General features: G+C 39.7%; 20 protein-coding genes. 9 read left to right on the forward strand and 11 right to left on the reverse strand.

The window, feature by feature from the left end; translation table 11 throughout:
• Positions 1-31: 31 nt before the first annotated feature.
• Entirely contained in the window at positions 32-913 is an 882-nt protein-coding gene (locus AC559H_RS19645) for a 4-hydroxybenzoate solanesyltransferase (protein WP_026795195.1), read from the forward strand.
• Between the two features lie 231 nt (positions 914-1144).
• Here AC559H_RS19645 and AC559H_RS19650 read toward each other — a convergent pair whose 3' ends face one another.
• The 6 genes from AC559H_RS19650 to recQ form a co-directional block, all read right to left on the reverse strand.
• Entirely contained in the window at positions 1145-1708 is a 564-nt protein-coding gene (locus AC559H_RS19650; RefSeq protein WP_026795194.1) for a Uma2 family endonuclease, read from the reverse strand.
• A gap of 90 nt (positions 1709-1798) precedes the next feature.
• Positions 1799-3121 (reverse strand): DUF2330 domain-containing protein, encoded by a 1323-nt coding sequence (locus AC559H_RS19655; protein ID WP_026795193.1) that lies wholly within the window; start codon positions 3119-3121, stop codon positions 1799-1801.
• 24 nt (positions 3122-3145) lie between these two features.
• Positions 3146-3997, reverse strand: a complete 852-nt coding sequence (locus AC559H_RS19660) for an RnfABCDGE type electron transport complex subunit D (protein ID WP_036832112.1) — start codon at positions 3995-3997, stop codon at positions 3146-3148.
• Positions 3998-4018: 21 nt separating this feature from the next.
• Positions 4019-5059 (reverse strand): patatin-like phospholipase family protein, encoded by a 1041-nt coding sequence (locus AC559H_RS19665; RefSeq protein WP_026787903.1) that lies wholly within the window; start codon positions 5057-5059, stop codon positions 4019-4021.
• 167 nt (positions 5060-5226) lie between these two features.
• Positions 5227-5859 (reverse strand): HAD-IB family phosphatase, encoded by a 633-nt coding sequence (locus tag AC559H_RS19670; RefSeq protein WP_026787902.1) that lies wholly within the window; start codon positions 5857-5859, stop codon positions 5227-5229.
• Positions 5860-5980: 121 nt separating this feature from the next.
• Complete coding sequence (gene recQ / locus AC559H_RS19675; RefSeq protein WP_026795192.1) at positions 5981-8167, reverse strand: DNA helicase RecQ; 2187 nt, start codon at positions 8165-8167, stop codon at positions 5981-5983.
• Between the two features lie 162 nt (positions 8168-8329).
• On the opposite strand from recQ, the gene AC559H_RS19680 reads away from it, so the two are divergent.
• The 4 genes from AC559H_RS19680 to AC559H_RS19695 all read left to right on the forward strand — a co-directional run bounded on the left by AC559H_RS19680 (position 8330) and on the right by AC559H_RS19695 (position 11812).
• Complete coding sequence (locus AC559H_RS19680; RefSeq protein WP_026787900.1) at positions 8330-8614, forward strand: DUF427 domain-containing protein; 285 nt, start codon at positions 8330-8332, stop codon at positions 8612-8614.
• Between the two features lie 176 nt (positions 8615-8790).
• Positions 8791-10905 carry a single-stranded-DNA-specific exonuclease RecJ gene (locus tag AC559H_RS19685; protein WP_043937801.1) on the forward strand — a complete coding sequence of 705 codons (2115 nt, stop codon included), beginning with the start codon at positions 8791-8793 and terminating at the stop codon, positions 10903-10905.
• A 138-nt stretch (positions 10906-11043) separates the two neighbouring features.
• The gene (locus tag AC559H_RS19690) at positions 11044-11226 is read left to right on the forward strand and encodes a hypothetical protein (RefSeq protein WP_026787898.1); all 183 of its coding nucleotides are present in this window, start codon (positions 11044-11046) and stop codon (positions 11224-11226) included.
• Between the two features lie 13 nt (positions 11227-11239).
• On the forward strand, positions 11240-11812 hold the full coding sequence (locus AC559H_RS19695; RefSeq protein WP_026787897.1) for a Uma2 family endonuclease: 573 nt from the start codon (positions 11240-11242) through the stop codon (positions 11810-11812).
• 172 nt (positions 11813-11984) lie between these two features.
• On the opposite strand, the gene AC559H_RS19700 is transcribed toward AC559H_RS19695, so the two are convergent.
• Complete coding sequence (locus tag AC559H_RS19700; protein ID WP_026787896.1) at positions 11985-12101, reverse strand: photosystem I reaction center subunit VIII; 117 nt, start codon at positions 12099-12101, stop codon at positions 11985-11987.
• Positions 12102-12155: 54 nt separating this feature from the next.
• Positions 12156-12629, reverse strand: a complete 474-nt coding sequence (locus AC559H_RS19705; RefSeq protein ID WP_026787895.1) for a photosystem I reaction center protein subunit XI — start codon at positions 12627-12629, stop codon at positions 12156-12158.
• Positions 12630-12831: 202 nt separating this feature from the next.
• Here AC559H_RS19705 and AC559H_RS19710 point away from each other — a divergent pair, with 202 nt between their 5' ends.
• The gene (locus tag AC559H_RS19710) at positions 12832-13278 is read left to right on the forward strand and encodes a hypothetical protein (RefSeq protein WP_042154851.1); all 447 of its coding nucleotides are present in this window, start codon (positions 12832-12834) and stop codon (positions 13276-13278) included.
• Positions 13279-13409: 131 nt separating this feature from the next.
• Here the strand turns inward: AC559H_RS19710 and AC559H_RS19715 are convergent, their stop codons facing one another.
• Positions 13410-13916 carry a GNAT family N-acetyltransferase gene (locus AC559H_RS19715; protein WP_026787894.1) on the reverse strand — a complete coding sequence of 169 codons (507 nt, stop codon included), beginning with the start codon at positions 13914-13916 and terminating at the stop codon, positions 13410-13412.
• A gap of 285 nt (positions 13917-14201) precedes the next feature.
• Between AC559H_RS19715 and AC559H_RS19720 the strand changes: the two genes are divergently transcribed.
• The 3 genes from AC559H_RS19720 to AC559H_RS19730 all read left to right on the forward strand — a co-directional run bounded on the left by AC559H_RS19720 (position 14202) and on the right by AC559H_RS19730 (position 17553).
• The gene (locus AC559H_RS19720) at positions 14202-14858 is read left to right on the forward strand and encodes a calcium-binding protein (protein ID WP_051319559.1); all 657 of its coding nucleotides are present in this window, start codon (positions 14202-14204) and stop codon (positions 14856-14858) included.
• Positions 14859-14985: 127 nt separating this feature from the next.
• The gene (locus tag AC559H_RS19725) at positions 14986-16866 is read left to right on the forward strand and encodes a calcium-binding protein (RefSeq protein WP_052349341.1); all 1881 of its coding nucleotides are present in this window, start codon (positions 14986-14988) and stop codon (positions 16864-16866) included.
• A gap of 201 nt (positions 16867-17067) precedes the next feature.
• Complete coding sequence (locus AC559H_RS19730; protein WP_043937797.1) at positions 17068-17553, forward strand: hypothetical protein; 486 nt, start codon at positions 17068-17070, stop codon at positions 17551-17553.
• Positions 17554-17624: 71 nt separating this feature from the next.
• On the opposite strand, the gene rne is transcribed toward AC559H_RS19730, so the two are convergent.
• Together rne and AC559H_RS19740 are read right to left on the reverse strand one after the other, a co-directional pair.
• Complete coding sequence (gene rne, locus AC559H_RS19735) at positions 17625-19901, reverse strand: ribonuclease E (RefSeq protein ID WP_026795191.1); 2277 nt, start codon at positions 19899-19901, stop codon at positions 17625-17627.
• Between the two features lie 179 nt (positions 19902-20080).
• Complete coding sequence (locus AC559H_RS19740; protein WP_043938993.1) at positions 20081-21253, reverse strand: RNA-guided endonuclease InsQ/TnpB family protein; 1173 nt, start codon at positions 21251-21253, stop codon at positions 20081-20083.
• Between the last annotated feature and the right edge of the window lie 735 nt (positions 21254-21988).

Here is a 21988-nt window from a genome sequence, read left to right on the forward strand (position 1 = left end):
ATTCAATTCAATTTTTTTGATTCAACCTGCAATGCTGACCCCATCTAATCCCCCCGAACCCACTTGGCAAACGATTATTCGGCTATTGCGATGGGATAAACCCGCCGGACGTCTGATTTTGATGATTCCGGCATTGTGGGCAATTTTCCTAGCTACCCATGGCACACCGCCCCTAAGTTTAATTTTAATTATTGTTTTTGGGACTTTGGCCACCAGTGCGGCGGGCTGTGTGGTGAATGATTTATGGGATAGGGATATTGACCCAGAAGTGGAACGCACCCGCACCCGTCCCCTGGCTTCCCGGGCGTTAACGGTAAAAACCGCTATTGCGATCGCGGTGATTTCCTTTGCTTGTGCGGCGGGACTGGCGGTTTATTTAAACCCCTTGAGTTTTGGCTTATCGGTAGCAGCAGTTCCGGTAATTATTGGTTATCCCTTAGCAAAACGAGTCTTTCCTGTGCCACAATTAATATTATCAATTGCTTGGGGATTTGCTGTATTAATTAGTTGGACGGCGGCGGTGGGAAGTTTACAAACATCTACTTGGTTTTTATGGGGAGCAACGGTATTATGGACGTTGGGATTTGATACTGTTTATGCCATGAGCGATCGGGAAGACGATCAACGTTTGGGTATTAATTCCAGTGCTATTTTCTTCGGAGATCAATCGGCGAATGCCGTCGGAATTTTGTTTTTGGGGACGGGAATATTATTGGGAATTTTAGGCTGGAATCTTCAGTTAAATTGGGAATATTGGTTAACTCTAATCCTTTCTATTATACTATGGTCTTGGCAATATTATCAACTGCTAAATCTCGATCTTCCTAAACCTATTTATGCTAAAATTTTTCGGAATAATGTGGGAATTGGTTTTATTTTATTAGGGGGAATGATTGGTGGGTTTTTGCTTTAAAAACTTATCTACACTAATCTATAATGGTCTGTAGGGGCAGGTTCGGTAAAAATCTATGATCTTCCCACCAATAACCTTTCTAAACCTGCCCAACTTACAGGTATCTTGACTAATTTAACCACAAAGACACAAAGACGCAAAGAAGATCAAGAAGTTGCAAAGACTAACCTGCTTATTGCTATATTTATCAAAGGTTACACTAACCGACTCCTCCGGTTTTATTTTAATTAATCATTTGCCTATTTTTAACCAGGCAAAAACCTGTTCGGCGGTTAGTTCTAAGTTAATATCTTCTAAGATTTTTAATTGACAAGAACCTCTAAACACATTAGGCTCTTGTTGCGGAGAAAAAATCAGAATAGAATAATCATCAGGATCAATCATCCATCCCAATTGGCAGCCATGTCTGATGCAGTGTAGAAGGTTATCGATCACACGATTTGCTTTTTGATCGGGGGAAAGAATTTTAATTGACCAATCAGGAATAATTAGTGTATTATCGCTTAGTTCACCCTGCTGATTTAATTGAATTTTTTGCCAACGCAGGACGGCGATATCAGGAATAATTGAACGACCCCCAAAGGTACAACGCAACTCTGGAAAAGCATAGGCGATTTCCTCTGTTTCTGTGACTTCATTGATGGCATTAATTAACTTTCCTTGAAGTCGGGAATGGCGAGGCTTGGGCATGGGTTTCTGAATGATTTCACCGTCAATATATTCGCCAGCAGGTTTAGTTTCTGCTAACTTCAGAAATTCCTCTAATCTTAAAAATTTTGCCTTGGCAACGGTCATGGCTTTGTTGCTCCGAAATCCTTGTATTTTAGTTTAGCAATATTCGGAATCAGGAGCAACTTTCCTATTTTATATTCCTTGCTGACACAATTAATTTTTATGCCAAATTCGATTCCACCAGGAATCTGAAGTGGATTCTATCCAATTAATCCGACGCCGAATATCCTCAATTTTCCAGCCCGTTAATGTGGCTAAGTTTTGTGCTTCCTGTTGCTGTCTTTGACGAACAGATTGCCGATATTGTTGGGCTTGTGAACACTGCATGGATTCACGATAGGGATGATTAATAATATATCGACCTTGAAAGTTGGTTTGGTTTGCTGTTTCTTGAAAGTTTAAATCTTCGGGAAAAGTATTGCGGGCGTAGCGAATATGTAAGCGAGTAATAAAAGTAGAATTTCCCGCCGGGGAATCCAACCAAAATACCCCCGCTTGCTTTAATTCTTCTGTAGTTAAAGGATCGGCAGAACAAGGATCACATCCTGCCATATTCCAAGCATATTCTAAAAAGGCAACTTTTTTCTGTTCCCGTTGATGAATTGTATTAAATAGGGATTTATAAAAACCTGGAAAAACTTCTTTGACAAATTCAGGGATATCCTGATCGGAAGGAATCTTAACCGTGCGATAATTAGTTAATTCGACTTGACCTTTCGGAGACAATAAATAAACAATTAAATCCTGTTCTCCCTTGCCATTAATCATGCCTAAACGAATCGGTAACATAAACCGAGGTGATTCATAAGCAATCATTAAAGGACGCAGATTTTGAAACCCACTTTGATCAAATTTGGTTAAATTAACTTTAGCAACAAAAAATTTTAATCCCTGTTGAATATAGGGTTTTAATAAGGCACTTGCTCCTTGGGGAATTTGATAACCATTTTGAATTAACCAGGTTTCTAAACCATCGGATTCTTTTGCACTCAGAATCAAAATATCATATTCTCCCACGCTAAAACGGGCTTCAATAGTAACTCCTAAACTGGATTCTGATTCTCGTTTTTGTTCCTGTAATGTCGGAGCTCCTCTAGTTCCTCCTGACATTGTTGAAGGATCTATCGGGTAGGGATTACAGGGATCGGGATCGAAATATTCTACCAGTCGGGGCGCACTAAAGGCATCTAATTGTTGGATAACTTTCGCGTCTCCAATCTTAACTTGTTCGGGTTTTAAAACCACAGGAACCGGAACTACTAAAGCAAAATCTTTTGCTGCTCCTTGATAATCATTTGCCATAGTTAAAATTGTCCGATTTTTGTCTCTGGCAATCACAACTTGTGAGGCTTGATTATATAAAGTAGCATCGGCTTTTGCTACATAAAAACCACAAAAGGCTAAGGCGGGGGCCGCAAAACTAATACCAGCAAAAACAACAATTAAAAAGAGAATTAACCGATTTAAACCTTTCATTATTAACTCCTATTAAAATATGATCTATAAAGAAGCAGATAAAGGCAAATATTTGGGGGGTTTTGTAGACCAAGAAAAGCGATGATTTTGAAAGATTTGGTCTAAAATTAAGGTCAGGGGAGAGAGAGCAAATAAAGCCCAAAATAGAGCCGTTGAGATAAAAAATTGATGTTGTAAAATAAAGGTTAATCCGGCTATTAAGACCGTCCAAACGATTCGGCTAAAGGTGGCATTGGGAATAGAACGCGGATCGGTGATCATAAAGAATGCAAACAATAATAAACTGCCATTCATCAGTTGATGGGTATATACATCCCAACCCCAACCTAAGCTAAAATTTCTCACCGCTTCTAATCCTAAATAGGTGATTAAAAAGGCGGCGGAAGTATCCCAACGACCAACTTTTTTAAGAATAATTCCTGCGGTTCCTAAAAATAGTAATAAATACCAGGAATCGGTTCCCCATTGTCCAGGGGAAACCCAAGCATCTGCGCTTAAAGTTAGGGCAATAATAATTCCAAAGTTAGCGGGATTAAAAAAATGTTTTCCCTGGGATTGAAAGATAAATTTACTGGCGATCGCACAACATCCGGCTAGAGCTAAGGTTGTCCAATGATTGGCTCTGAGCAATAAACATAACCCCAATGTAGTAATTAAAGCACTACGCCAAGAGCTTAAAAATTCAAGGGATAAAAGGGTAAATTTTTTGTTAATATAGAAGGAGTAAATCGAGGAACATAACCATTGAGTGAATAAACAACTTAACCCAATAATTAGTATAAAATCCGGTCGTAATGTCCAGTCTCTCGTTCCAATTCCTAGGAGCAAAAATAGCGATAGAAATAGGATTTGAGCGTTACGAGCATCTTTAAACATGATATTCACCTGAAATTAAGATTAAAGTAAAAGCAGTTGAATCCACTGATCTAATCGTTGACGATTTTCTTCTGTTAATTGTTGCCCTAATTTAGCAATTTCGTTCAAATTGGCTTCCGAGCAATCATCCATTTTTAAGGTTTTACGACTTTCTAAAACCGTATTAATTCGCAAATAGTTTTCAGGATGTTCTGTGGTATCAAAGATTTGTTGCATTTGATAGTCAACGGTTTCCGCCCCCCCGGTCATAATAATATCAAATAAAGGCTCAAGCCATTGTAATTTTCCCCAATTTTTTGCTTCTTCATAGGGATATTTCTTTTTAACCACTCCTGTACCTAAAGATAAAACCACCATTTGTTTAGCGGTTGGGCCTTTCTCATAGCGATTATCGAGATTAAAGTCACGATTAAATTTATGTCGAGCTTCTGCATAGGCACAAAGAGCAGGATTATTCGCAAAAACTCCTCCATCAATACAGGTATAAACATCCTGATTCATTGCCTTAATTTGAGCTACTTCAAATAACGTAGGGGCGGCGGAAGTGGCTCGTAAAACATCTCTAATAAAATAATCATTTTTGGGATCTAAAATAGCATCATGTTGGGTGAAAAATTGACTTTTTCGCTTTTCTATTTCATAGGAAGTAATTAAGCAAGGTTTCAGGAGTTCGCTTAATTTAAGATCTTGAAAAAAATCACCCATGATCTGATCAAACTTGTGATAGGAGTATTTTTCATCAAATAATTCTCCCAAGACGGGCAAGGAATTTTTAGAAATAGGATCAAAGATTTGACTTGATTTATACCGAAAAAAATCATAAACTTCCTGAGCAGAACATCGCGGTCTGAGCGGATTTTCAAGATAGGGGCAAAGGTAAAGAGCCGTTAAAATTCCTCCGACGCTAGTTCCAGCAATTAAGTCAAAATAATCTGCTATTCTGGCATCTAAGTTTCCTGTAAAATCCTGTAATTTCTGTTCGACATACTTTAAAACTTCGGCAGAAATTATTCCCCGCAGTCCACCGCCATCTAAAGAAAGAATCCGAGTAAATTGTGCCATATTTTAAGATTTTCTCCTGTTTAAAAATAATGAATGAATTTATAATATAGCAGTCATGCGACTCACGGTTAGGACACAGACGAATGAATGCAGTAAATAGTCTTTTCCCCCTGTTCCCTCCCCCCCTAGCCCCCCGTGCACGGGGGGTTTGGGGGGGCTGTTCCCTACTATATCTTCCATTTTTGAGATAAGTGATCTCTAATATCAAAAAAATCTGTCCAGTTAATATAGGGTTTTTGATATTCGTCTAAATATTTTGCCAAGCGATCGCGAGCAAAAACAATTGGGGCTGCTAAGGCCATATTTAAGTCGGTAATCGAATCTCCAATGGCAATTTTTTCAGCCTGGGAATAGCGTTCCATAACCTTGACTTTTGCGACTAATTCTGTATCGGCTTCAAACTCGGAATTAACCTGAAAATACTCCTCTGAGGGGTCTAAATCAACGGCATACATCCCATTAATTTTTTGACTTAAATCTCCTAAAACCGTTTCTACCATCACCCTAACCCCTCCTGAAACTAGGATAAAAGGAACTTTTTGGGTATTAAGAAAATCCAGAAATTCCACAAATCCGGGTCGTATTGTTTTGGTTCGAGAAAATTCTATAATTTCAGGATAACAACGGGATGGAATTGATTCTAACATGGTTCTAACTCCTTCTCGTAATGTCATTTCCTGGCTATACAATAAGGGTATAATTTCCCCAGCCTTTTCTGGGGCAAATTCTTTTAACATGGCTACAAAAGTTTCTTCTGCGGTAATAGTTCCATCGAAGTCACAAAAAATAATCGGGTTCATAATTGGTTTGGGTAGGTTATTAGTTATAATGGAAAACATTTATTAGTTTGTTGTTGGGATGCGGAGTCTATTAAGAGCGCTGAAGCGCAACAACGGGCGCAACAACGGGCGCAACAACGAGTTAATTAGGGTGCTGTCGCCAGTATTCTCTAACCATTTTTATTTCTTCATAATTATAGTTTTCTCCCAAGCATTCATAAATTGTTTTTAAGCTGATATCTCCAACTTTTTCAATGGCTTGAATAATTTTTTTTTGTCGTTCAGGTTCAACAAAATTATCAATATTGATATTCTGATTAACTGCAATTAACTGAGTTAAATGATCGGCAATGGTACTGGTTTTTAATCCTCGTTCATTGGCGATCGCATTCAAACTTAAACCGTCTTGATATAAAGATAAAGTCATGATTAAACTATCGGATAAATCTTCTAGGGTTAGACGTTTAGATTCTGATTTTTTAGAGGAAGAATTGGACAATTTTTGTCCATGACAATAGGTAAAAATAGCTTCAGTAAATTCTTTACCATAACGTTCTAATTTATAACTCCCGACTCCAGAAATTTGACTTAATTCTTCTAAATTTTGGGGTCGTTGTTGTGCCATTAATTTTAACGTAGAATCGGAAAAAACCATATAGGGAGGAATAGATTGTTCATCGGCTAATTTTTTCCGAAGTTGGCGCAACTGTTCAAATAACATTTCCGCTTCTATTGCTAAAGAACGAGTCGATTTTTCGACATTTTGTTCTTTAATAACAGTAATTTCAACGGTTCTTTCCCGTTTCATCACTTCCCAACTGCGGGAATTTAACTTTAAAATAGCATAACCATCAGTGGTTTGATCCAAGAGTCCTTGACGTAAAAGAGATCGGCCTAAATTCTTCCATTCTTCCGCCGTTTTGTCCTTACCAATACCATAAGTAGAAAGTTGATCATGACGTCGATCCAGAATTTTTTGACTTTTCGATCCTCTTAATACATCAATAATATAATTCATCCCAAATCTTTCATGACATCGGGCAATACAAGATAAAAATTTCATCGCTTCAATTGTCCAATCTTCCACCGGATTTTGTGTCTGACAATTATCACATTTTGCACAATTTTCCGAGAAAAATTCACCAAAATAACTCAATTGAACGGTGCGCCGACATTCCGATGCTTCGGCATAATCTAACATTTGTCTTAACTGTTGACGGGCGATGCGTTGTTCATCGGGATCGGGTTTTTGTTCAATTAAATATTCAATGGTTTTAATATCACCATAACTAAAAAATAATGTACATCTAGCCGATTCTCCATCCCGTCCCGCCCGACCGGATTCTTGATAATAACTTTCTAAGGTTCGGGGTAAACTATAATGAATTACAAAGCGTACATCGGGCTTATTAATTCCCATGCCAAAGGCAACCGTCGCCACCATAATTTGAACATCATCTCGAATAAACCGAGTCTGATTTTCTGACCGCAATTTATCTTCAAGTCCGGCGTGATAGGGTAGGGCTGAAATCCCATGATTTTGTAATCGGAATGCCAAGTCTTCTACGTTTTTTCGACTTAAACAATAGATAATTCCCGAACCTCCCACATCCTGAATAATTTTTAATAGCTGGGTGAAGGTTTGTTTTTTCTTGGGAATCACTTCATAATATAAATTAGGGCGATTAAAACTGGCAACATGAATATAGGGATTTTTTAACTCTAACTGTTGAATAATATCCTGTCTCACCCTGTTGGTTGCCGTTGCTGTTAAGGCTAAAACTGGGATTTTAGGATAACGAATTCGCAGTTGTTTTAATTTTCGATATTCTGGGCGAAAATCATGTCCCCATTCAGAAACACAATGGGCTTCATCAATGGCGAAAGCAGAGATTCCCAACTGTTCTTCTAGGGTGTCTAAAAAAAATAAAAATCGGTCGGATAATAATCGTTCTGGGGCAACATAAAGCAGTTTAATATCTCCTTTTAAAATTGCCGTTTCCCGCGATTTTGCTTCCGCAGCCGTTAGGGTACTATTGAGAAAGGTAGCACCAACTCCATTATCTTGTAATGCCTCCACTTGATCTTGCATTAAGGCAATTAAAGGAGACACAACAATCATTAATCCAGGTTTTAATAAAGCTGGAAGTTGAAAACACAGAGACTTTCCGCCTCCGGTGGGCATAATAATTAATAAATCTCGCTTTTGTAGCGCTTGGTCAATTATTTCGCGCTGTCCGGGTCGAAAGGAATCATAACCAAAAAAATGTTTAAGAGACTGTTCTAGGGATTGGGGTTGGGCGAAGGGAGTAGAAATTAGCCCTGACATTGCTCGTAATTTAGATAAAACGTCTTTTTTATTTTATAATTAAAACTGGGTAAATGGTTGGGATATCCCGATAATTTTTTGTAATTCAGAACCCAGAACAGTTATTTAATGCCTTAAAGGTGTTAAATTTTAAGATAAAGTTACAAAGTTTAGAGGAGATTTATGCCGAAAGCGGTTTGGAATGGTGCAGTTTTAGCAGAAAGTGACAAATGCGTTGTCGTTGATGGTAATCAATATTTTCCCTCGGACTCCATCAACCGTGAATATTTTCAAGAAAGTAACACCCATACAACTTGTAGTTGGAAAGGAGTTGCTAGTTATTATAATGTAGTTGTTGAAGGTGAAGTTAATAAGGACGCCGCTTGGTATTATCCTGAACCAAAATCTGCGGCTAAAAATATTGAGGGTCATATTGCATTTTGGCGAGGGGTTAAAGTTGCAGTTTAAGCGGTATTAATCTGTCTTAATAAAACCCAAATTGCGATCAGGGCAAAAAATACCTGATTTTTTAGGTAATATTTTGCTCCTGATTTTATCAATAAAACCCCCTTAATTTTTGTTAAAAATAACAATAATTTTGATATAATAGAGTATTCTTTTATTTAGATTAATCTTAATAAACTGTGCAACCTTCTTCCCCGGAATCCTTGAATTGTGATCACCTCCCGAATCAACGCTGGTATATTTTCCCGCAACAATCTGAACTTGCTCAACAGTTAGCAGATACCCTGGGAATTATCCCATTAGTTACCCAAGTTTTAATTAATCGTGGGATTGAAACCCCGGAACAAGCGGAGGCTTTTTTAACTCCTGAATCTCAAGTTTTACCCTCTCCCCTGGAGGAATTTAAGGATTTAGAAAAAAGTGTAGAACTATTAGAAAATGCGATTAATCAGGGTGATAAAATCGCAATTTGTGGGGATTATGATGCCGATGGTATGACCAGTACGGCTTTATTAATGCGATCGCTTTCTACCTTGGGAGCTAATGTTAATTATGCTATTCCTAGCCGCATGAAAGAAGGCTATGGAATTAATACCCGAATAGTAGAAGAATTTCATCAGGAAGACGTTAAAATTATCCTCACGGTTGATAACGGGATTTCTGCCTATCAACCCATTGCTAGAGCCAAAGAATTAGGGTTAATTGTAATTATTACCGATCATCATGATTTACCTGAAAAACTACCCCCAGCCGACGCGATTCTCAACCCTAAATTATTACCGTTATTATCCCCCTATCGAGGATTAGCTGGGGTGGGAGTTGCCTATGTTTTAGCCATTTGTTTGTCTCAAAAATTAGGTAAAATTCAAGGATTAGTCAATCCATTGTTAGAATTATTTACATTAGGAACTATTGCGGATTTAGCTCCTTTGGTTGGAGTTAACCGACGTTGGTTAAAACGAGGGTTAAAGTTAATTCCCTATTCCCAAATCACCGGGATTCAAGCCTTAATTCAAGTGGCCGGAGTCTCTACCGGATATCAAGTAAAATCGGAAGAACAGCCCGAAAATTCCCTCCCATCTACCAATAATAAAACCCTAAAACCCGATGATATTGGCTTTCGTTTAGGGCCAAGAATTAACGCCATTGGACGGTTAGCCGACCCCCAAATTGTGATAGAATTATTAACAACAGAAAATATGGGAATTGCCTTAGAACGGGCAATGCAATGTGAACAAATCAATCAACAACGACAATTATTATGTGAAGAAATTCAACAGGAAGCCATCGCTTGGGTAGAAGAACAACAGATTGATTTTCAACAAGAAAGGGTGTTAGTAGTTGTGCAACCGGAATGGCATCATGGCGTGATTGGAATTGTCGCTTCTCGGTTAGTAGAAAGATATGGGGTTCCGGTGTTTATTGGAACCTATGAACAGTCAGAAGACGAAACCGAATCCCCTAAAATAGTTCGAGGTTCAGCCCGGGGAATTGCGGAATTTGATATTTTTAAAGCCTTAGAATATTGTCAAGATTTACTGGGTAAATTTGGAGGACATAAAGCCGCCGGAGGGTTTTCTTTCCCCGCAGAAAACTTGGATAAAATTAGAACCAGATTAAGTGAATTTGCCCATCAATGTTTAGAATTAGAACATCTTAAACCCTTAATTAAAATTGATGCTCAAGCAAGTTTAAGTGAAATCAACTTTAATCTCTATGATCAAATTAATCAATTACATCCCTGTGGTATAGAAAATAACGCACCTACATTTTGGACTCCTAATGTTAGAATTGTTCAACAAAAAGTTGTCGGAAAAGGACATATTAAACTCACCTTAACTCAAGATAAATTTTCCCATACTCAACTAACTGCCTTACCAACTATTAGTGCAATGGCTTGGCGTTGGGGGGAATATTTTCCCCTTCCCCACTGTTTAGATATCGCCTATCAGTTAAAAGAAAATAACTGGAATGGTCAAACCAATATAGAATTAGAATTAGCCGGGGCGAGATTACCCGAATCTCCAGAAATTCCACACCATCAAGTCAATAAAAGTGCAGAATTTGACTATAATGATAAACAATATAGTTGTAGTTTATCTTATGTTGGTAATACCCAAGAATTAAAAATCCGAAATCAGAAAGGAGAAGTATTAGCTATAAAAAAAGGTCAACGCTTTGGACTGTTAGGAAAAAGTCGTCAGGATGCTCAAACCGTTGATGTGTCTCAACCTGTTTTTTATAATTTAATTCAGGCGGCAGTTAGAGCTTTAGAAGATAATCAAAAAGAGTAGAAATGGGGAAGGTTTAGAGAGATTGTTGGTCAGTCACAAAGATTGTCTCGATAATATTGTCAATAATATCCCAACTCAAGCTAGAATTCTCGCATGGGAACGCAGTTTAGAAGAAGTAAAATTAGAGTGGAATTTACCATGAACCAACAACACCCTATTCCTGATCGGACAACAAGAGAAAGACTATTAGCCAATTTACGCCGGACTCATTTAGAAATGGAACAGTTTAATTTAGAATTAGAAGAAATTAATGCTAAATTAGAAGCAGTTATTCGCAAAAAGCGGTTGTCAAGGTTGAATAATCTATTAAATAATTCTTGATAAGGAAGCAATAATGGTACAAATTCTTAACAAAACATTGAGTTTAGAAGAATTTCTTAACTTACCCGAAACCAAACCCGCAAATGAATATATTAATGGTCAAATTATCCAGAAACCCATGCCACAAGGAAAACATAGTAAACTACAAGGTAAATTAGTTACAGTTATTAATAATATGGCTGAAGAACAAGCGATCGCTTTAGCTTTACCTGAGTTAAGATGTACCTTTGGCGGTCGTTCTATTATTCCTGATGTAGCAGTTTTTGTCTGGGAACGAATTCCGCTTGATCATGATGGAGATATTGCTAATAGTTTTAAAGCTCATCCTGACTGGACAATTGAGATTTTATCCCCGGAACAAAGCACAATTAAAGTTACCAGTAATATTTTACATTGTTTGAATTGCGGTTGTCAAATGGGATGGTTAATTGTTCCAGAGGAAAAGTCTATTTTTGTTTATCCTTCAGGACAACAACCCCTGTTTTTTGATGAACTGGATGCTGTAATTCCGGTTCCTCAATTCATCTCTAATTTAACTATAACCTTGAGGGATATATTGAGTTGGTTAAAAGTGAATCTGACTTAAATAAAATCCTCCTGATCTCAATATTCTCTATTTTATCTATTAAGATCGAAAGTATAAGTAGTGTGAGCGTCCTCGCTCGCTAGGGTGCATAGTTTAAATACTTAATAACCTTAAACAAACAAAAAAATCCCCACCATAATGGCGGAGATTTTTAGCGAATCAAAACAAAGATCTAAGCTTCGCTTTCAATGTGGATGAATAATAAACCCATTGCCACAACTGGCATTAACCAGCAAACCACGGGAATTAAAATCCAAGGTAAAAAAGAGGCTGCATAAGCTCCGGTCATATCAAATTCTCCTATTGAATGTTAGAAAGTTTTGATGTTTGGTAAAAAGCTAAATTAGCTATTAACCAAGCCTCGGAAAATAGAATCAACTAAACCGAAGTTTTCCAGCAAGAAAAAGGCAACAAAAGCGCCACCCATTCCACCGATGAAGAAACCACCAGCAAACTGACTCCAACCTTCAGAGGTTTGCAGAGAGTCGCCAGTATTTGAATCGCCTTTTTGGAAAGAAACTAATCCGTAAGCAGATAAACAAATCGTGGCAATCAGGATTAAGGCAATTCCTGAGATTAATGCACCTAAATTAGCGGCGCTGGGATGATCGCGTAATGGCCCAAGTTTAATCCAAGGCCCGATCAAAAAGTAACCATGGGCCATACCGACTTCTAAGCCCCGCAGTAAAGGAGATAAACCTTTACGGTAGGCGGGCAAATTCCCGATAAATGCACGGGTAAAATCGGAATCGCTGATCGGCGTGGACAGATGGCCGACAAAGGGATCGCCATTATAGGGTTTAATCAATTCTGCCATGGGGTTTCTTTCTCCTCTAATTATTGAAGAACTTGTAGCAGTTATTAAGCTCATATTTTACGCAGGGATAGGCAATCTCGTTACAAAAATGAGCATAAGCTTCAAAAAAGTTCACATCTCCACGTTGGTTGGTGTGTCCAGTGTCAAGGCTGGGATTAACAAAACAGGTTAAGATTTAACGAGTTATCGAGGAACTAGGATTATGAATAACCGCTTAAAATCCCTGAGCTATGCTGTGGTTGGGGCGATCGCATCGACGGTGTTAGCCACTGCTGTCAAAGCTGAACCGATGTTTAAGGACTATCCCACCACCTATCAACCCTTTGCGGAAGAATTTATGCGAGCAGCCTCAAGAACTTCTGGGGATGTCTTTAAAAACAAATCCTTACTGGGTCAAATGTCTACTTATTTAGGGGTTAGTTTCCCTTGGCCCAACGGTATCAATGGTTTTCCCGAAACCCTAATGACCAATGATGCCCGTCTCGTGAATCAATTGTATCGGGATGGAATGCTGCGCCAAACCAGTAGCGACCCGATTATTCGTACAGCCGATTTAATTAATCCCTACAGCACGTCAATTCTGACCCAACCTTCCTATCGGGATCTTGACCTTCAGACCGCACCAGGATTACCTGTACAACGTCGCTAAAGCCAATAAAAAAAACTGCCGATCTCCGAGATCAGCAGTTAATTGGATAAGCTCCTTAATTTTGTAGAATCCCAAGTCTATAGACTCAAAAATACTTTTTTTGCTCCCATGTCGGGGATTAAATTTTGGAGTTAATCAATTTTGGCCGGGGTTAGATGAAGTCCCATAATCACTAAATCCCGTTCAATTCCATCTAAATCAGCCACTCTGGGTAAATAACCCCATTGTTCAAAATCCAAGCGTTTAAATAATTCTAAACTGGGTTGATTGTGGGCAAAAATTAACGCCAGTAACGCTTTTAATCCCAAACTAGGACTGTGGTGCACCGCTTGGGTTAATAGTTTTTTTCCGATTCCCTGACCTTGATATTTAGGATGAACATAAATACTCACTTCTGCTGTACCGTTATAGGCTGGACGGTTATAAAAGATTTGGAAACTCAACCATCCTAAAATTTGCTCATCTAACTCAATCACCCAAACCGGATGAGTCTGAGCTTGATGTTCTTGATACCAAGGAATTCGACTTTCCACCGAGATCATTTCCAGGTCTGCTGTCGCCATTCTCCCTGGAATCGCGGCATTATAAATATCAACTATTGCTGGTAAGTCCGTCTCAACTGCATCCCGAATCTTCATTATTTTTAACAACTTTTTGGGAATGGGGTAATTAGGAATTACGAATTACGAATTACGAATTACGAATGGGTAATTGATTTTTCAAGTGTTATAATAATATCAATAATCACGGGAAATAGGCAATAGGTAATGGACAATTAGCCGGAGATAATAGTGATTTATTGTCTAAGTGTTCTCATAAGAACAAAATAGTCATTATCGTTTCCGATTGTTGCTTGTTTATTAAAGGTTCTATATTTTCCCCGTCGCCAGATTGTCTATCTCCTATCCATACCAAAAAACAAAATGTCTATATTTTTTGTTAATGATGGCGGTAGTGCAGTGATAAATTTTGGGGGATTTAACCCGCCTAGTCAAGAATTAGTAACCCAAGGAATTATTGTCCCTCCGATTATTACTAACCCGGTGTTGGGGGATGCCTATTTTGACTCGACAAAACTGATCAATTCCCTTGCAGTGCCACAAGTATTATTAGGGACATCGGGCAATGATATTCTAACCGGAAGGGATGGGAATGATACTTTGCAAGGATTACAAGGCAATGATATTCTCCAGGGTCAAGGGGGAGATGATATCTTCTTTGGTGGACAAGGTAATGATACCCTATTCGGAGGGGAGGGAAATGATCTATTAAGTGGTGACCAGGGACAGGATTTACTCACAGGAAATTCAGGAAATGATATTTTTATTCTTCCTGTTAGTGCGGCTATCAGTAATATGAATAATGTGGATATTATTACGGATTTTATCATCGGTGAGGATCAAATTGGTTTAACCGAGGGTTTGAATCAAAATAATATTCTGCTCACGTCTACCGTTATTAATGGCACTCCAGGAACTTTAATTTCTGTGATCAATTCTAATCAATTTTTGGGATTTGTTGCCAATCTCAGCCCCGGAGGTTTGATTAATCAATTTATTGCTATTAATTTAAACAATTGATTGCCGATAAGATTGCTATAAAAATCTAAGATTTATAATATTGATCATCAGGAATATTGACAGTATTGAATATTTAAACTAGCTTGAAGTAGGATTTAACATTTTTTTACAACAAAAGGAACAACAAATGGCTACTTTCCAAGGAACAGATTTAGGTGATGTTCTTCAAATCGGTGCTTTTCCACTGGTTGCCATTACCAAAGATGGTCTACCTCTGATTCCTCTAATTACGATTCAAGAATCTGATTTAGCCGGAAATGATACTATCCTTTTATTGAATGGGTCTGATAAAGCCGATGGTGGAGCCGGAAATGATACTATTGATGCCGGAGGCGGAGACGATAATCCTATTAATGGCGGAGATGGTAATGATAGTATTACCCTAGGCGATGGCAATGATTATGGGATTGGCGGTCTAGGAGATGATATTATCCTCGGTGGAAAGGGGAATGACATCGGTGATGGTGGCAAAGGAAACGATACTTTCGATTTGGGAGAAGGAGATGATAACGCCATTGGTGGAGATGGAAACGATACTTTCTTTGGCGGTTTAGGAACAAATAATGTCGATGGGGGAGATGGAATTGACTACCTTTCCTATGAAAAAGTCACCCCAACTTTTCCGGTTGGAGCTAATCGAATTACAGTTAATTTAACCACAAAGGGAGAAGTTTTAGACGGGGGTGGTGTTGTTATTGCCACCGATAATATTACTGGGCCGATTGAAAATATAACTGGCGCTCCTGGTATTCCCAATGATATGACTGGAGCCGGGGGCGATAATATTTTAATTGGGGGTGCGGCCAGTGATAATTTGGCTGGAGCCGGAGGAAAAGATACCCTGAAAGGGGGTTTAGGCGATGATTTCTACACCGTTATTACTACTGGTAATGGCACTGAAATTCAAGATGCCGGAGGAGCAGCAGACAGTCTTTTTATTCCAGGTATAACGCTATTACTATCTGGCCCTAGTACAACGGGTTATGGTTTAGAAAGACAAGGAAAAAATCTGGCTATTGACTTAAATATTGATGGCAAAATTGACCCAACTCAAGATTTATTGATTGTTGATTTTTATGCCGATACCACCACAAAAACCGCAGGAATTGGGTTAATTGAAGACGTTGTGAATCTGAAAGGCCAAGATATTATCAACTCTAATATTCCTAACACCGCACCCCCTCCCACCTCTAATATTACTTGGACAACACCAACAGCATCTCCCGGTATTCCAGGGCCAGATGTTCCAGCGCCAGGGGGTGGGAATACAACATTTGTTGACCAAGGAATTACATCATTTCTGTTTACCAACGCCGCCGATAATACCTTTGTCCCGGCAACAGCAACCAACCTTTATATTCAAGCCTTAAATGGAAATGATTTCATTGTGGGAAGCGTATCGGCTGATAATATTAATGGCAATTTAGGGGATGATAAAATATTAGCCGGAGGTGGTAATGATGGCGATCGCACTTTAACAATTCCAGCCAATACCATTCGGATTGCTATTCGTGGCGGCAAAGGGTCAGATAACCTTGATGGTCAAGAGGGAGATGACTTAATCAATGGCAACCTGGACAATGACACCGTATTGGGGGGTGTGGGAAATGATATTATCCGGGGTGGTAAAGGTGCAGACGTCTTAGATGGCGGTGCAGGTGCGGATTACTTGATTGGTGATGCGGATCAAGATAAACTCACGGGGGGAGCCGATGCTGATATTTTTGTGTTACCTGGAGCGTCCATCGCCGCAACTAGCTTAAATCAAGCCGACCTAATCACCGATTTTCTTGGCGGAACCGATAAAATTATGTTACCTTCGGGGATAACTTTTGCCCAACTAACATTAACGCCTGTCACCGTACAAGTCGATGGTAGTACAGCATTAGTATCCACATCAATTCAATCGGGAACAACCTTTTATGGTTTAGTACAAGGGATAACCCCAGTTCAACTCACCGCAGCTAACTTTATTGCTGATGATCCGAATATTACTATTTTAGGATAGATATAGATCAAAAATCAGTAATCATTTGTAGGGGCGGGTTTATTCAATCTTTGTGAATCACCCCAATCTTAATAAACCCGCCCATAACTGTGATCAGTGTGCTTAAGTTTGACAAGCTGTCTTTTGACAAAACTAATATTTAGGTAAAAAAATTAATATCAGACCATAAAAAAATCCATTTTATTTACTTGAGTTAATTTGATGAATTGCCAATTTAATTTCAAACAAAACCAAACTATTGTGATTGGGTTTTCTCTCCTTTTGGGAACAATTTTGAGTAGTTTTACTGGATTAGGTTTATCATCTGTTGAAGCCCATGAACAACAACATGATACATCTTCCCCTCACCATAAAATGATCTCGATTCCCCCTGGTCAACCCATACCATCGGTGGATCTGATTGTCCATCCTGATGCCCGTCAGGGATGGAATTTAGAGTTGAAATTGACTAATTTTAAATTCACACCAGAAAGAGCCAATCAACCCAGCGACTCCTATCAAGAAGGACACGCTCACCTTTATATCAATGGGAAGAAAGTCACCCGAATTTATGGAAACTGGTATTATCTTTCGGAACTACCAGCAGGACGTAATGAAGTTCGGGTTAGTTTAAACGGAAATGGTCATGAAACCTTCATGGTTGAGAATCAAGAAATCGGGGATACAGAAATTATTGAAGTCAAGTAGTTACCTAAGTAATTAGGTTTGGGTTGAGGGTTAGCAATTAACTGTTAACCCTCAATATCCCATAACTGTTCTTAATCCGTCAGAGCCGAAGACCGACGGCGACGGCGGCGAATAATCGGTTCACCCGGTTGATGATCCTTATCTGATTCAGAGGTATCCTCCGATGGTGACTCATCCTCAGTTTCCGGTACAAAAAATTCTACTGTTGTTTCAGGTTCTTCAATTTTTTCTAGGGTTTCTGGTATTTTCGGTGTTTCTGTTATTTCCGGTATTTCTATTATTTCTGGTATTTCTAGTATTGCCGGTTTTTTCGGTTCGAGAATAATCCGGTCAGAAATTGACCGTTCGGGAACAATCCGCTCAGAAATAACTACTGGTGAACTTGTCCGATCGGTTATGGTTCGGTCGAGAATAATCCGTTCAGAAATTGACCGTTCAGGCATAGTTCTTTCACCCGACCCAATCGACAGAGGCAGGTTTTGTCCTTCATCGGAGTCTTCATCCATCAGAGTCGTGGGAGAAACAGGGGATTCCCCTGGAGAGCGAACCGTGACAATCACAGAGCGAGAATTTTTCACCTGTTCATGGGAGAGCATCAAGGGAGAAATCCCCATCAACGCATAAACCTCCTGTTCCTCTGGAGTCATTTCCACCGAAATCACCTCGGCTGGTTCCACCGAAGGTTTAATAATTTCGGATTTTGTGGGGCGACTGCGTTCACTTAATCCACTGCGTCCTGAGAACCCTTCACTAAACCCAACATCCGTGCGAGGTTCCCCATAGTTCACCGTTGGAGCCACCCGAACACCAGGGGCGGGGAGTTCCTCATCTTGTCCTAAAGAATCCATATCCCGAATGCGACGGCGACGGCGACGGGCATTACTGGCGCCAATATCCTGATAACTGGGATGGTTGAGCAGTTCTAACTCTTGGAAACCCTCAGACGCCTCAAAATCTAAAACTTCGGGTTCTTCCCGGGAAGACGGCTGTTCATAAACCGGAACCGGACGTAAACTGGGCCGTTCTGAGTTGTCCCCACTGCTCGGCGACGGAATAATCCGATTACTAGGAATCACGACTCGTTCCGGGGTTTCTGCGGGTTCGGGTTCGGGTTCTCCGGGTAACTGAACGATATGGCCTAGGCCTCCACAGGTGGTACAGGTTTTGCCAAACAATTCATAGATATTTTGGCCCTGGCGTTTGCGGGTTAATTCCACTAACCCTAATTCTGATAATTGAGCAATTTGGGGTCGGGCTTTATCGGCCTTCAGGACTTTATTAAAATGTTCCAGCACTTGTAATTGGTCTCGGCGGGAATCCATATCAATGAAGTCCACAATAATCACCCCGGCAATATTGCGTAACCTCAACTGACGGGCGATTTCGGTGGCGGCTTCGCAATTTGTCCATAACACCGTTTCCCGGGAGGTGGCCGAACGGGTAAAGGAGCCAGAGTTAACATCAATTACCGTTAGGGCTTCCGTTGGTTCAATCACAACATAACCGCCCGATGGTAAATCTACCCGAGGTCTTAAAGCCTCTCGAATGGCTGCATTAGCTCGGAAATACTCTAAAATCGGAATCCGTTCTCGGTGGTGGTCAATTAACACCCCCTGGGGAGCTTTGCCCACACTCCAACTCATCAAATGTTGTTTAACCCGCTTCACCCCGGTGCTGGTATCGACCACAATTCGGTTAACTTCGGTGCTGTACATATCGCGGAGCACCCGTTGAATAAAATCATTATCTCGATTTAACAGAGCCGGAGGCCGGGAAGATTGGGCTTCCTGTTGCACCAATTCCCATTGCTTTTGTAGGCTTTCCAAATCTTCTAAAATCGCGTCCTCGGGCATATCTTCCGCTTCTGTGCGGACTAATAAACCCATTCCGGCGGGTTTAATTAAAATGGCTAGGGCCCTTAAACGGTTTCGTTCATTTTCTGAGCGAATGCGACGGGATAAATTCACCCCTCTGCCATAGGGCATTAATACTAAATACCGCCCGGGTAAGGAAATATTTCCCGTTAACCGAGGGCCTTTAGTTCCGGTGGGTTCTTTCATCACCTGCACTAACACTTTTTGCTGGGGACTTAAAAGTTCGGTAATCGAGCCGGAACTGCGTTTTAATCGTAATGGCCCAAGGTCAGAAACATGGATAAATCCATTCCTTTCCGGGTCTCCAATATTGACAAAAGCCGCATCAATCCCTGGTAGGACATTTTCCACGATACCCAGATAAATATCACTAACTTGGTGATTTCCGGTCGCTACAACCAGTTCTTGAATTTGATCTTCTGAAAAAACAGCAGCGATTCGTTGCTGTTCTGCGATAATAATTTGCTTTGACATTCAATCCCCTCAAAACTTAGCAATATTGAAAGCACCTACGTTGCGTGTACCTAACAATATTGACGTGATTATTGACATCCGCCCCGCCGTAAAACGGACGGGGATTCCATCTATTTCAACAAATCAACCCTTCGACAAACTCAGGAGATAGCTGCTGAAATGCTGGATGGGTTGACGCTTCACAGAGACGATGCTTTCTTTGCAGAAAGACTGACCTTCTCTCCACGTCCGTTTAAAGTCTCCGAAAGCCCTCCGGCGACTAAAATATTAATTGCTGCGTTGATATCTCGATCATGAGATTCGCCACAATTTAAACAAGTCCACTCTCTAACACTCAACTCTTTTTTGCCACCGCGAAAACCGCAGCAAGAGCAAGTTTGAGAAGTGGGAGTCCATCTATCAATTACTCGAAAATCACGCCCGTACATGACTGACTTGGCTTCTAACATAGTTCTGAAACTACGCCAGCCCAAATCAGAAATAGCACGGGCTAATTTCCTATTTTTAACCATTCCTGAAACATTTAAGTCTTCCAAGACTATTGTTTGATTTTCACGAATAATCTTAGTTGACAACTTATGCAAAAAATCGTTTCGGGTATCAGAAATTTTAGCGTGAAGTTTGGCTAGTTTTTTTCTAGCAACTTCCCTTCTTCTGCTACCCTTCTGTTTTCTTGACAAATTTTGCTGTAATCTCCTCAAACGCTTTAATTGTTTCTTTAAAGGTTGAGGAGATTTAATTTTTTCACCGTCGCTTAATGTAGCAAAATCGGTGATTCCTAAATCAATTCCAACACTTTGTCCGTTCTTTGCTAATTGCCGAGGATTAAACTCAACTACAAAGCTCACAAAATACCTATCAGCACTATCTTTGACTAAGGTAACACCAGAAGGAATTGCGGGTAACTCCCTACTCCAAATCACTTTGATATCACCAATTTTGGCTAGGTAAATGTAATCAGAATTAGGATAGAGTTTGAACCCATTGTCGGTGAACTTAGCAGACTGTTTAGACTTACGCTTCTTAAATTTAGGTGGCTTAACTTTCTTGCCTTTTCTTTGGACTTTACAGGATTTGAAAAAGTTAGAATAAGCCTGCTCCAAATCCCTTAAACTTTGTTGTAAGGGAATAGAGGAAACCTCTCCCAACCAGATTTTCTCCTCGGTTTTTTTGAGTTCTGTAAGTCTTTTAGAAAGTTCGCCACTAGAAGGCTTTTTACTACCCGCACGGTATTGATCTTGACAGTAAGCTAAGGCATCGTTAAAAACCACACGACAACAACCAAACAATCGGGATATTAGCCCCTTTTGTTGGTCTGTTGGGTAGATTCTATACCGATACCTTAACTTCATTCTTTGCTCTTAAAATCTTCTTCTTCAGTATACAATACAATTGAATAAAAAGCCTAAGTAGAACTTAGGGGTTTTAAACCCATTTTTTCGATAAATTCATTAATGCGAATTTTATCGCCATTAGGAAGACACCAAGGACACACCGAGCCAACGGGCAAACCGCAAGAGGGAATCAGGTTTTGATCATTGAAAATCAACGGTTAACAAACACCCAAATTTAATATCCAAAATCCATCAAATTTAAGCCTTTAAAGGTTATGGGAAAATGAAATTATAGGCGGTTATTTGTTATCCATCTGCCTTCATCATGATTCTGTCCAAAGGAATACTTGGGTTTGACAGGGGTTGACCTCTTGACTAACTCACCAATATAGTATCCGTATCTACGAAAACTTTAGGGACTACAGCCTAGATCGCACATTCCAAGCTAGATGATCTCTCCCCCAACTGCCCTCAATGAACTTAAATCTAGCCATTGAAAGTGTTTGTTTCTTTATGGTATCAAGACAGATGCCAGAAAAAGTTTTTTGCTACTTTCTTCCGTTGATTTTTAGTAACATTAGGGTTTGGTTGATTTCCCAACCGCCTGATCAACAGGTGCGCTACCAGTCAAGAACCTACACTAACTTTAAGTACAGGTGAGCTTCCGGTTTGATCAGTTTATTATAGCCGCTTCTAACCTGCAATCTGTAATATTGTCGGTTTGTAGCCTAGATTCAGGCGAACCCGCCCACT

It is taken from the genome of Planktothrix prolifica NIVA-CYA 540 (assembly GCF_963864145.1).
In the GTDB taxonomy this organism is placed as follows: domain Bacteria; phylum Cyanobacteriota; class Cyanobacteriia; order Cyanobacteriales; family Microcoleaceae; genus Planktothrix; species Planktothrix agardhii.